Below are 13,248 nucleotides of genomic sequence, written 5' to 3' on the forward strand. Positions count from 1 at the left end.
AGCCATTCTCCTAAAAAATACAGAATAATCCAACAAGAAAATGCTACTAAAACTTTTAATATGTTTCAGAAAGACTGATAGATGTTTCATTTTGTAAATTTTGGGGAACTTTTTTCAGCATCAATGGATAAAAAATAACGCACCAATAATCAAAAAATAATAATTTTCATTATAAATCATAATCTTGAGTGTTTTTGAAAGCATAGCACTGAAAGACAAAACAAATGGCATGCGGGCGACTAAAATAACCCTCGCTATCATCATTAACTTTTATTTATTACCGTCATTCGACTCTGAATGTCCGTTTACCCCAATTCTCGCCGGATGCTCTGCATTCGGCTTTTTTTTACCTTTCTTTACGTTGCCCGCCCATTTTTGTGCTACCACCCCGTAATGATAACGACTATTAACTAATAGCGGCTGAAAGTAAATACATTTTCCCAAGCAGAAGCCATGGCCAATATCTTGTTATTTCGTGCTATTTCTCGGACAATATCGGTGACTATTTATACCGTGACGGGCGTGCTGTACAATTTTACCGCTTCGCTGTCGCAGAATACCGTTTTACGGGTTAAGTTCTTCATAAGGCGTGAAGAGAGTCTGGAAATTCAGTCATTACCCTTTATACTGCCTGCTGTACGCCACCCAGTAGCCTAACTTTTACCAGCCTGATGACACACTGATGAGTCGATCCGACAGCATGATCCCTGGCAAGTTTTCCCTGATACCAGGCAATATTACCCGTTTCTTCCTACTACTGATTATCGTTCTGCTGGTAACCCTGGGCGTCATGGTGCAAAGTGCCGTCAATGCGTGGCTGAAAGATAAGAGCTATCAAATCGTTGATATCACCCATGCGATGCACAAGCGCATCGATACCTGGCGCTACGCGACGTGGCAGATCTATGACAATATTGCCGCTGCCCCTGCCGCTCCTGCTGATGGCCTGCAGGAGACGCGTTTAAAGCAGGACGTCTACTACCTTGAGAAGCCGCGCCGTAAAACTGAAGCGCTGATCTTCGGCTCCCACGACAGCTCTACGCTGGAGATGACGCAGCGCATCTCTACCTACCTCGACACGCTATGGGGCGCAGAGACCGTTCCCTGGTCGATGTACTATCTTAATGGCCAGGATAACAGCATGATCCTGGTCTCCACCCTGCCGCTTAAGGATCTCTCGTCGGGCTTCAAGGAGTCGAGCATCGACAGCATTGTCGATTCACGCCGGGCAGAGATGCTGCAGCAGGCTAACGCCCTCGACGAACGAGAGAGTTTCTCCCCGCTACGCAGCTTAAGCTGGCAGAACGGGTACTACTTTACCCTGCGCACCACCTTTAACCAGCCGGGACATCTGGCGACGGTGGTGGCGTTCGATCTGCCTATTAACGATCTCATCCCTCCCGGCATGCCGATGGACAGCTTCCGCCTTGAGCCGGATAACGGACCTACGACCCTCCGCGCTTCAGATAAGGAGTCGGCTGACAGCGTCTCGGTCAACTTTAGCGGGGCAAAAATTGAGATCTCCGCCTCGCTGAACTCTACCGATATGCGCCTGGTATGGCAGGTACCTTTCGGTACCCTACTACTGGAGACGCTGCAAAATATCGTCCTGCCGCTGCTGCTCAATATCGGCCTGCTGGCGCTGGCGCTGTTTGGCTTTACTACCTTCCGCCACCAGCCGGGCCGCCAGCTTGACGGCCAGCCCACGCCAGGGGCGAATAATGAGCTGCGCCTGCTGCGGGCGCTGAACGAAGAGATTGTCTCTGTTCTGCCGCTGGGGCTGCTGGTACACGATCAGGAGGCCAACCGGACGGTCATCAGTAACAAGATCGCGGACCATCTGCTGCCGCATCTCAACCTGCAAAACATCACCAGCATGGCGGATCAGCACCAGGGGGTGATCCAGGCGACGGTGAACAACGAGCTGTATGAGATCCGCCAGTTCCGCAGCCAGGTGGTGCCGAGAACGCAGATTTTCATTATTCGCGATCAGGACCGTGAGGTGCTGGTGAATAAAAAGCTCAAGCAGGCCCAACGGCTGTATGAGAAAAACCAGCAGGGTCGCTCGGCGTTTATGCAGCATATTGGCGAGGCGCTACGCCTGCCGGCCCAGACGCTGGCCGGTGAGGCCGCGACAATCGATAGCGAAGAGAGCCGCCACCTGGCACAGCATGCCCAGATGCTGGTGCAGCTGGTTGAAGATATTCAGCTGGCGAACATGCTGGAGACCGACAGCTGGAAGGGGACGCTTACCCAGTTCTCCATCCAGGATCTGATTGACGAAGTCGTGCCCGAGGTGCTGCCGACCATCAAGCGCAAAGGGTTGCAGCTGCTGATCAATAACAATCTGCCCGCCAACGAAGAGCGGCACGGCGATCGCGAGGCGCTGAGGCGTATCCTGCTGATGCTGATCCAGTACGCGGTGACCACCACACAGATTGGCAAAATTACGCTGGAGGTTGATACCGACGAGTCGGCGGAGGATCGCCTGACCTTCCGCATCCTTGATACCGGCGAAGGGGTTACCGCCAGCGAGGTAGATAACCTGCACTTCCCGTTCCTCAACGATACCCAAAGCGATCGCTTTGGCAAGGCCAACGCCCTCACCTTCTGGCTGTGCGATCAGCTGGCGCGGAAGCTTGGTGGACATCTGAACATTAAAGCGCGCGAAAGCTTAGGCACTCGCTATACGCTGCACGTGAAGATGGCCGCCCAGGCACAGGAAGTTGAATCTGACGAGAAGCTGCTGGATGACGTGGTCGCGATGATCGACATTACCTCCAACGAAATTCGCCAGATCGTGGTTCGCCAGCTGGAAAATTGGGGGGCAAGCTGCATCACGCCGGATGAAAGGTTAATTAGTCAAGAGTATGATCTCTTTTTAACGGATAATCCGTCTAATCTTACAGCCTCGGGCTTGCTTTTAAGCGATGATGAGGCCGCCGTGCGGAAAATTGGCCCAGGCCAGCTGCGCGTGAACTTTAATATCAGTAATGCGATGCAGGAAGCGATACTGCAACTTATCGAAGAACAGCTGGCGCAGGATGAGGTCTCTCCCTCACCGATGGGCGGAAATGAAAATGCCGAACTGCATGCCAGCGGCTATTATGCGCTGTTTGTCGATACAGTACCCGACGATGTTAAGAGGTTGTATACTGAAGCGGCTGTAAGCGATTTCGCGGCGCTGGCGCAGACAGCGCACCGCCTCAAAGGGGTGTTTGCCATGCTAAATTTGGTTCCCGGCAAGCAGTTATGTGAAACGCTGGAACATTTAATTCGTGAGAAGGATGTTTCAGGCATAGAAAAATACATCAGCGACATTGACGCCTACGTCAAAAGCTTGCTGTAGCAAGGTAGCCTTATACATGAACAATATGAACGTAATTATTGCCGATGACCATCCGATTGTACTGTTCGGTATTCGCAAGTCACTTGAACAGATCGAGTGGGTGAATGTAGTCGGCGAATTTGAAGACTCAACACAGCTTATCAATAACCTGCCAAAACTGGATGCCCATGTTCTGATCACCGATCTCTCCATGCCCGGTGATAAATATGGCGACGGCATTACCCTGATTAAATACATCAAGCGCCACTTCCCGAACCTGTCGGTGATCGTGCTGACCATGAACAACAACCCGGCTATCCTCAGCGCGGTGCTGGAGCTGGATATCGAAGGGATTGTCCTGAAACAGGGTGCGCCAACCGACCTGCCGAAGGCGCTGGCCTCGCTGCAAAAGGGTAAGAAGTTTACCCCGGAGAGCGTCTCTCGCCTGCTGGAGAAGATCAGCGCTGGCGGCTACGGCGACAAACGTCTGTCACCGAAAGAGAGTGAAGTGCTGCGTCTGTTCGCCGAAGGATTCCTCGTGACCGAGATCGCCAAGAAGCTGAACCGCAGCATTAAAACCATCAGTAGCCAGAAGAAGTCGGCGATGATGAAGCTGGGTGTGGATAACGACATCGCCCTGCTGAACTACCTCTCCTCCGTAACCTTAAGCCCAGCGGACAAAGATTAATCCTGTCTGCTCGTTAAGCCGGGCAACGCATTGCGCTTGCCCGGCCTACCTCACCTATCCCCTTGCCTTTCTCACCCGTTCCGCGTAGGTCGCTAACGTCTGCTGCAGCACGTCCAGCGTAACCGGTTTCGACAGACAGCTGTCCATGCCCGATTCCAGACAGCGCTGCTTCTCTTCCGCCAGCGCGTTAGCCGTGACGCCCACCACCGGCAGGGTCAGGCCCAGCTGGCGAATGCGCTGCGTCAGGCGATAGCCATCCATATTCGGCATGTTAACGTCGCTCAGAATAATATCGATATGGTTTTTGCTCAGCACGTTCAGGGCATCCACACCGTCGTTGGCGGTTTTGCACTGGTAGCCGAGAGAGCCAAGCTGATCGGCAAGCAGCCGTCGGTTGATCGGGTGATCGTCCACCACCAGAATCATCATGTCATCATTGTGGGCATCCTGCGTCTCAGCAGCGGAGAGCACCGGCGCGGTTTCGCTGGTATCCACCTTGACGCTGTAGATACGCGCCAGCAGCGCCAGCAGCTCATGGGGTGACGCCACGCTGTGTGTCCATTCGCCAGGCTTGCGCTCCTGCGGAATGCCAATGTGACGACGGCAGAAAATTACCGCCGCTCTGCCCTGCCAAGGCTCCTCAAGGGCATCATCGGTAAGCAGCATATCGTCCGCATCCGGGATCTGTCCTTCATAGCGCTCGGTACGAATGCCGTTGCGCGCCAGCAGCGACTCCACGAAGCTGCACAGCGAGGCGTTGCGGATCGCCAGCCAACAGCGGGTATTCGCCAGGCCATCGACATCGATCGCCTGCGGTGACTGGGCGCAGTAGAGCGGGATGCGCACGGTAAACTGGCTCCCCATCCCCGGCTCGGTATCCACGGAGATATCGCCGTCCATCATGCTGATCAGCTTCTCGCAGATGGCCAGCCCCAGTCCGGTGCCCTGGAAGTTGCGCTGCACGCCGGTACCCACCTGGAAGAAGGGATCGAACAGACGCACTACCTCTTTGGCTGGAATGCCGACGCCGGTATCGCGCACCTGAATTGAGAGATACTCCCCTGCCCGCTGCACGTGCAGCACAATACAGCCCACGTCGGTAAACTTGATGGCGTTGCTCAGCAGGTTGGAGATCACCTGCTGAAGGCGCATCGGATCGCCCTGCATCATCACCGGCACGTCTGGCTCGATAAAGCAGTACAGCCCGAGCTGCTTGCGCACCACCAGCGGCAGGTAGTTGGCGGTGATATGGTTCATCACCTCGCGCGGGGAGAACTCCCGCGGCTCGATCTTCAGCTGCTCGGACTCAATTTTTGAGAAGTCGAGAATATCGCTGATGATCTTCAGCAGCAGGCTGGAGGAGTTGTTCATCGCCGTCACCAGCCGATCCACCCCTTTCGGCAGCGCCTTGGTTTGCAGCAGATCGAGGTTACCGATAATACCGTAGAGCGGCGTGCGCAGCTCATGGCTAACGGTCGCCAGGAACATCGATTTCGACTGGCTTGCCTGCTCCGCCGCCTGGGCCATATCCTGCAGCGACTCCTCCATTTTGACGCGGGCGGAGACATCCACCAGCACGCAGATGGCCACGTTCTCATTGCGATAGCGCGAGTGAACAAAGCTGATTTGCAGATTGGTGTTATTGCTGGTCAGCACATCGACAAAGTTGACCTGCTGACCACAGATAATCTGCGTCAGCCGCTGCCGATCCTCGTGGGTCAGCATATTAAGGTAGTTATGCGCCAGCTCGTTACTCAGAATATTGGTGCCATCCAGGGTGCGTAAAATACAGATCCCCACCGGCGCAGAGGCAACAATCTTGCGGTTAAACTGCTCATGCTCTTCCAGACGCTGGGCATCCACCTCCGCCGGAATAAAGATGCGCCGCTCATACATCCGCGCCAGGGTAAAGAGCGCGATCCCTACCAGCACGTTCAGCAGCACCGCGTTGAGGATCAGCATGCGGATATGCTCCAGCACCAGATCCACCGGCACCGAGTAGACCACGCTCAGAGATGAGGGCTGCAGGCTCTTCTTCAACACCAGATCGCGGAAGCCGGAGGTGTAGCCAAACCAGGAGCGCTCCTGCATCCAGCGTGGATCGATCTCTGGGCGATTATCCGGCCCGGTCAGGGAGATCAGCGCATGGCCGTTCTCATCAAGAATGGTCACGCTTATCGGCAGCGTACCCGGCGTAAAGAAGTTATCCATGCGGATAGACTGCTCAACGCCCAGCAGCGCCTGCAGGCGGTTGGCCAGGTAGACCGGCGTCAGGGCATAGAAGTAGCCGATGCCGGGACGTGCGCCCTGGCTTATCCAGAAGATGTTGTTGCCGCGCTCTTCCTGCGGTGCGTTGCGGTATTTCAGAATGCGCTCGTGCAGGTTTTTCAGGGCGCTCTCGCGCTCTAACGGCACATCGCGCAGGCCGAAGTCAGCCATACAGAGATTTTCACTACCGATTAAGAATACCCGGTTGAGATCGTAGGCGGCAGAGAAGTTGTCTCGCCAGTAGCGCATAAACCATGCTAGCGACTCCAGTGAGCCGCGCCATGCGTTACCCATTGCCGAGCAGTCGGAGTCCGGGAACAGCGGCTGAAAATCGGGGACGTCGTTTTGCGCATTCTGGGTCCGGGAAGCCATGATGCCGTTTTCCGCCGTCAGGCGATTCTCCGCGATGTATTTAAGCTCTTTCATCACGTCCGAGGTGCGCTGAATGTAGCGCTGGGCCTGATCGGAGCTGAGGTTAAACTCCTTGCGGATCTCAGACTCTTTCTGGTGCAGGGCGTTAACGATGTAGAACACCGAACAGAGGACAATCAGCAGCCAGAGCAGCAGCGCCAGCGCCCGGAACAGATAGCGTGAAACTTTGAGAGTGGTACGAAAAGAGACGAGGTATTTCAACGTGGCGATGCTCCGCCGTCAGGGTCACAAAAGGATGTCGATAAGGTAGCGGTAAAACGGGCAGACCGCAAAGAAAAAGGGCCGGATTACCGGCCCTTTCATCAATGCTCTGACTTATTACGCCGAATTACTCTTCGCCGTCGTCCGCTGCATCATCATCGGCTTCCGCTTCCGGGGCGATATCGTCATCGCCCTCGGCAACCGTGCCGTCGATAGCGTCCAGCTCTTCGTCATCTACCGGCTCGGCCACGCGCTGCAGACCCACTACGTTCTCATCTTCCGCCGTGCGGATGAGGATCACGCCCTGAGTGTTACGCCCAACCACGCTGATCTCCGAGACGCGGGTACGCACGAGGGTACCGGCATCGGTGATCATCATGATCTGATCGCAGTCGTCAACCTGTACCGCGCCAACAACGGAGCCGTTACGCTCGGTGACCTTGATAGAGATAACGCCCTGGGTACCACGCGACTTGGTAGGGTACTCTTCCTGCGCCGTGCGTTTACCGTAGCCGTTCTGGGTCACGGTCAGGATAGCGCCTTCGCCGCGTGGAATGATCAGAGAGACGACCTTATCTTCGCCGGCCAGCTTGATACCGCGCACGCCGGTAGCCGTACGGCCCATCGCACGCACCGCATTATCCTTGAAGCGCACCACTTTACCGGCTGCGGAGAAGAGCATCACTTCGTCGTCGCCGGAGGTCAGGTCAACGCCAATCAGCTCGTCGCCTTCGTTCAGGTTCACCGCGATGATCCCGGCCGAGCGCGGACGGCTGAACTCGGTCAGCGCCGTTTTCTTCACCGTACCGCTGGCGGTCGCCATAAAGACGTTGACGCCCTCTTCATACTCGCGCACCGGCAGAATAGCGGTGATACGCTCGTTGGCTTCCAGCGGCAGCAGGTTGACGATCGGACGACCGCGCGCGCCACGGCTCGCTTCCGGCAGCTGGTAAACCTTCATCCAGTAGAGACGGCCCCGGCTGGAGAAGCAGAGGATCGTGTCGTGGGTGTTGGCCACCAGCAGACGGTCGATAAAGTCCTCTTCCTTAATACGGGCGGCAGACTTGCCTTTACCACCGCGGCGCTGGGCCTCGTAGTCGGTCAGCGGCTGATACTTAACGTAGCCCTGATGCGACAGCGTGACCACCACGTCTTCCTGGCTGATCAGATCTTCGATATTGATATCGGCGCTGTTGGCCGTGATCTCGGTGCGGCGTGCGTCGCCAAACTGATCGCGAACCAGCTCCAGCTCCTCGCGGATCACCTCCATCAGGCGATCGGCGCTGCCGAGAATGTGCAGCAGCTCAGCGATCTGCGCCAGCAGCTCTTTGTACTCGTCAAGCAGCTTCTCGTGCTCGAGGCCGGTCAGCTTCTGCAGACGCAGGTCAAGGATCGCCTGGGCCTGCTGCTCGGTCAGGTAGTACTTACCGTCGCGTACACCGAACTCCGGCTCCAGCCACTCCGGACGTGCGGCGTCATCGCCGGCGCCTGCCAGCATGGCCGCCACGTTGCCCAGATCCCACGCCTGCGCTACCAGCCCTGCTTTCGCTTCGGCCGGGGTCGGCGCACGGCGGATCAGCTCGATGATCGGATCGATGTTGGCCAGCGCAACCGCCAGCGCTTCGAGGATGTGCGCACGGTCGCGAGCTTTACGCAGTTCAAAAATGGTACGGCGGGTCACCACTTCACGGCGGTGACGCACGAACGCGGAAAGAATATCTTTCAGGTTCATGATCTTCGGCTGGCCGTGGTGCAGCGCAACCATGTTGATGCCGAAGGAGACCTGCAGCTGCGTCTGGGAGTAGAGGTTGTTCAGCACCACCTCACCCACCGCATCGCGTTTAATCTCAATCACGATGCGCATACCGTCTTTATCGGACTCGTCGCGCAGGGCGCTGATGCCCTCGACGCGCTTGTCTTTCACCAGCTCGGCAATCTTCTCGATCAGGCGCGCTTTGTTCACCTGATACGGGATTTCGTGCACGATGATGGTTTCACGCCCGGTTTTCGCATCGGCTTCGACTTCCGCGCGCGCGCGAATGTAGATCTTGCCGCGGCCGGTGCGATAGGCCTCTTCGATACCGCGACGACCGTTGATGATCGCCGCCGTCGGGAAGTCCGGCCCCGGAATGTGCTCCATCAGCCCTTCAACGCTGATGTTTTCATCATCGATGTAGGCCAGGCAGCCGTTGATCACTTCCGTCAGGTTGTGTGGCGGAATGTTGGTGGCCATACCGACTGCGATACCGGACGCGCCGTTAACCAGCAGGTTCGGGATTTTGGTTGGCATGACGTCCGGAATTCTTTCGGTACCGTCGTAGTTATCAACGAAATCGACCGTCTCTTTTTCCAGATCGGCCATCAGCTCGTGGGCAATTTTCGACATACGGATTTCCGTATAACGCATCGCCGCGGCGGAGTCGCCGTCTACCGAGCCGAAGTTACCCTGACCATCGACCAGCATGTAACGCAGCGAAAACGGCTGCGCCATACGGACGATGGTGTCATACACCGCCGTGTCACCATGGGGATGATATTTACCGATTACGTCACCAACGACACGGGCAGATTTTTTGTAGGCTTTATTCCAGTCGTTGCCCAATACGTTCATGGCGTAAAGTACGCGACGGTGTACCGGTTTCAGGCCATCGCGGACGTCTGGCAGCGCACGGCCAACAATGACCGACATCGCATAGTCCAGATAGGAGCTCTTCAGCTCTTCCTCGATGTTAACCGGTGTAATTTCTCTCGCAAGGTCGCTCATCTAACCGCTATCCCTCTACTGTATCCCGGATTCAAAGGTCGCAAATTATAACACAGCCGACGTCATTCCGGTAAAGGAAACACCCCCTCCGGTGCTTTATTGATGCTTCTCTCCTGATATACTCAATGCACTGATTGATTAAGGAGTAAAAGCGCCAATGAATGCTGAAAAACCGCCGGTGGCTCAAAACGTTGACTATGAAGAGATCGCCAAATTTGAAGCCGTGGCGTCACGCTGGTGGGATACCGAAGGTGAGTTTAAGCCGCTGCATCGTATCAACCCCCTGCGCCTGGGCTATATTGCCGAGCGCGTCGGCGGCCTGTTCGGCAAAAAAGTGCTGGACGTTGGCTGCGGCGGCGGCATTCTGGCCGAGAGCATGGCCCGGGAAGGGGCGAACGTCAGCGGCCTGGATATGGGCTTTGAGCCGCTGCAGGTTGCCCGCCTGCACGCCCTCGAATCCGGCATTCATGTTGACTACGTCCAGGAGACGGTTGAGGAGCATGCGGCAAAGCAGGCGGGACAGTATGACGTGGTGACCTGCATGGAGATGCTGGAGCACGTACCGGATCCGCAGTCGGTGGTCCATGCCTGCGCCCGCCTCGTTAAGCCCGGTGGCCACGTCTTCTTCTCGACGCTTAACCGCAGCGGTAAAGCCTGGCTGCTGGCGATTGTCGGCGCGGAGTACGTGCTGCGCATGGTGCCGAAAGGCACCCATGACGTGAAGAAGTTTATTAAGCCCGCCGAGCTGATCGGCTGGATCGATCCTACCCCGCTACAGGAGCGGCACATGATCGGCCTGCACTATAATCCGCTTACCGATCGCTTCAAGCTGGCCCCCGGCGTTGACGTAAACTACATGCTCCACACTCAGGCAAAAAACAGCTAACGTTATCCGAAAATGTGATGACCATTACGCAGTGTCATAGGCTGCGTAATGGGCTTTTGCCACTTCCCCGATGAAGATTTCAGCGTTCGATCACATTCAGTTTTTTTTTTCGCATGCGTTGACTTTCCTGTAGCCCTTATCGTTCGCGGACTTAGCGATTATTACCTTTCCGCAACCGCAATTTAACCTCAAAATCAACTCTTGTACTGAAAAGAATCCAGACTAAAATACTCACCATATTGTGACGTTTTCATTAAACACCCCCTATATATAGTATTTATCCACAGGTTTAACCACAGCGCCGAACTGTGGATAAGCGGGGGATACTTTTTTCTTAAGGACAGGTACATGAATCAGAGTCTGCTGGTGACGAAGCGTGATGGTCGTACTGAACGCATCAATCTGGATAAAATCCACCGGGTGCTGGATTGGGCGGCAGAAGGGCTGAATAACGTATCGATCTCTCAGGTTGAACTGCGCTCCCACATTCAGTTCTACGACGGCATTAAAACGTCCGACATCCACGAAACCATTATCAAAGCCGCGGCGGATCTCATCTCCCGCGACGCGCCGGATTATCAGTATCTGGCCGCCCGCCTTGCTATCTTCCACCTGCGTAAAAAAGCCTACGGCCAGTTTGAGCCGCCGGTGCTGATCGACCACGTGCGCAAGATGATCGAGCTGGGCAAATACGATAATCATCTGCTGGAAGACTACACGGAAGAAGAGTTCCAGCAGATGGATGGTTTCATCCAGCATGACCGCGATCTGACCTTCTCCTATGCGGCAGTGAAGCAGCTGGAAGGTAAATACCTGGTCCAGAACCGCGTCACCGGCGAAATCTACGAGAGCGCCCAGTTCCTCTACATTCTGGTTGCTGCGTGCCTGTTCTCTAACTATCCGCGCGACACCCGTCTGGACTACGTGAAGCGTTTCTATGACGCGGTCTCCACCTTTAAAATCTCGCTGCCGACGCCGATCATGTCCGGCGTGCGTACCCCGACCCGCCAGTTCAGCTCCTGCGTACTGATCGAGTGCGGTGACAGCCTGGACTCCATCAACGCCACCTCCAGCGCGATTGTGAAGTATGTCTCCCAGCGCGCCGGTATCGGCATCAACGCGGGCCGCATTCGCGCGCTCGGTAGCCCGATCCGCGGCGGTGAAGCGTTCCACACCGGCTGTATTCCGTTCTACAAGCACTTCCAGACTGCGGTGAAGTCCTGCTCCCAGGGCGGCGTACGCGGCGGTGCGGCGACCCTCTTCTACCCGATGTGGCATCTGGAAGTTGAGAGCCTGCTGGTGCTGAAAAACAACCGTGGCGTCGAAGGCAACCGCGTTCGTCACATGGACTACGGCGTACAGATCAACAAGCTGATGTACACCCGTCTGCTGAAGGGCCAGGATATCACCCTCTTCAGCCCGTCAGACGTTCCAGGCCTGTACGACGCCTTCTTTGCCGATCAGGATGAGTTTGAGCGCCTGTACGTGCAGTACGAGCAGGACGAGAGCATCCGTAAACAGCGCGTGAAGGCGGTTGAACTCTTCTCACTGATGATGCAGGAGCGTGCCTCTACCGGTCGTATCTACATCCAGAACGTTGACCACTGTAACACCCATAGCCCGTTCGATCCGGCGGTTGCCCCGGTGCGCCAGTCTAACCTGTGCCTGGAGATCGCCCTGCCGACCAAACCGCTGATGGACGTCAACGACGAAAACGGCGAGATCGCGCTCTGTACGCTGTCGGCGTTTAACCTTGGCGCAATCAGCAGCCTGGACGAGCTGGAAGAGCTGGCCGTGCTGGCGGTACGCGCCCTGGATGCGCTGCTGGACTATCAGGACTACCCGATCCCGGCCGCTAAACGCGGGGCAATGGGCCGCCGCACGCTGGGTATTGGCGTGATCAACTTTGCCTACTGGCTGGCGAAAAATGGCAAGCGCTACTCCGACGGCAGCGCCAACAACCTGACCCACCAGACCTTCGAAGCCATTCAGTACTTCCTGCTGAAGGCCTCTAACGAGCTGGCAAAAGAGCAAGGCGCGTGCCCGTGGTTCAACGAGACCACCTATGCACAAGGTATCCTGCCGATTGATACCTATAAAAAGGATCTCGATGGCATTACCGACGAGCCGCTGCACTACAACTGGGAAGCGCTGCGTCAGTCTATCAAGACCCATGGCCTGCGTAACTCCACGCTCTCCGCCCTGATGCCGTCCGAGACCTCGTCGCAGATCTCTAACGCCACCAACGGCATCGAGCCGCCGCGCGGCCACGTGAGCATTAAAGCGTCAAAAGACGGCATCCTGCGCCAGGTCGTGCCGGACTATGAGCACCTGAAAAACAACTATGAGCTGCTGTGGGAGATGCCGAATAACGACGGTTACCTCCAGCTGGTGGGTATCATGCAGAAGTTTATCGACCAGTCGATCTCTGCCAATACCAACTACGATCCGTCCCGCTTCCCGTCTGGCAAAGTGCCGATGCAGCAGCTGCTGAAGGATCTGCTCACCGCCTATAAGTTTGGCGTTAAGACCCTGTACTATCAGAACACCCGTGACGGTGCGGAAGATGCGCAGGATGACCTGGTGCCTTCTATTCAGGACGACGGCTGCGAAAGCGGCGCATGTAAGATTTGATATCATTTAGCCGGGTGGCGCTTCGCTAACCCGGCGTATAATGGCAG

Annotated in this window: 6 protein-coding genes; 4 read left to right on the top strand and 2 right to left on the bottom strand. The window is 56.0% G+C overall.

Translation table 11 applies throughout. The features are described 5' to 3' along the window. Positions 1-682: 682 nt before the first annotated feature. On the top strand, positions 683-3,349 hold the full coding sequence (gene rcsD / locus RTN40_RS15970; protein ID WP_312229325.1) for a phosphotransferase RcsD: 2,667 nt from the start codon (positions 683-685) through the stop codon (positions 3,347-3,349). 16 nt (positions 3,350-3,365) lie between these two features. After that, the gene (gene rcsB / locus RTN40_RS15975; RefSeq protein ID WP_103819029.1) at positions 3,366-4,016 is read left to right on the top strand and encodes a response regulator transcription factor RcsB; all 651 of its coding nucleotides are present in this window, start codon (positions 3,366-3,368) and stop codon (positions 4,014-4,016) included. A 54-nt stretch (positions 4,017-4,070) separates the two neighbouring features. On the opposite strand, the gene rcsC is transcribed toward rcsB, so the two are convergent. Next, complete coding sequence (rcsC, locus tag RTN40_RS15980) at positions 4,071-6,917, bottom strand: two-component system sensor histidine kinase RcsC (protein ID WP_312229326.1); 2,847 nt, start codon at positions 6,915-6,917, stop codon at positions 4,071-4,073. 127 nt (positions 6,918-7,044) lie between these two features. Further along, a complete protein-coding gene (gene gyrA / locus RTN40_RS15985) occupies positions 7,045-9,681 on the bottom strand; it encodes a DNA topoisomerase (ATP-hydrolyzing) subunit A (RefSeq protein ID WP_312229327.1) in 2,637 nt (878 codons plus the stop codon). Between the two features lie 157 nt (positions 9,682-9,838). Between gyrA and ubiG the strand changes: the two genes are divergently transcribed. Further along, positions 9,839-10,567 carry a bifunctional 2-polyprenyl-6-hydroxyphenol methylase/3-demethylubiquinol 3-O-methyltransferase UbiG gene (ubiG, locus tag RTN40_RS15990; protein ID WP_103819026.1) on the top strand — a complete coding sequence of 243 codons (729 nt, stop codon included), beginning with the start codon at positions 9,839-9,841 and terminating at the stop codon, positions 10,565-10,567. A 348-nt stretch (positions 10,568-10,915) separates the two neighbouring features. Then, positions 10,916-13,201: a class 1a ribonucleoside-diphosphate reductase subunit alpha gene (gene nrdA / locus RTN40_RS15995; RefSeq protein WP_312229328.1), complete on the top strand. Its 2,286-nt coding sequence runs from the start codon at positions 10,916-10,918 to the stop codon at positions 13,199-13,201. Positions 13,202-13,248: the final 47 nt, after the last annotated feature.

The sequence above is a fragment of the Pseudescherichia sp. genome (assembly GCF_031987975.1).
GTDB lineage: Bacteria > Pseudomonadota > Gammaproteobacteria > Enterobacterales > Enterobacteriaceae > Pseudescherichia.

Coding starts and splice junctions, on each gene's coding strand:
- nrdA (WP_312229328.1), top strand. CDS start 10,916: ATGAATCAGAGTCTGCTGGTGACGAAGCGTGATGGTCGTACTGAACGC.
- rcsB (WP_103819029.1), top strand. CDS start 3,366: ATGAACAATATGAACGTAATTATTGCCGATGACCATCCGATTGTACTG.
- gyrA (WP_312229327.1), bottom strand. CDS start 9,681: ATGAGCGACCTTGCGAGAGAAATTACACCGGTTAACATCGAGGAAGAG.
- rcsD (WP_312229325.1), top strand. CDS start 683: ATGAGTCGATCCGACAGCATGATCCCTGGCAAGTTTTCCCTGATACCA.
- ubiG (WP_103819026.1), top strand. CDS start 9,839: ATGAATGCTGAAAAACCGCCGGTGGCTCAAAACGTTGACTATGAAGAG.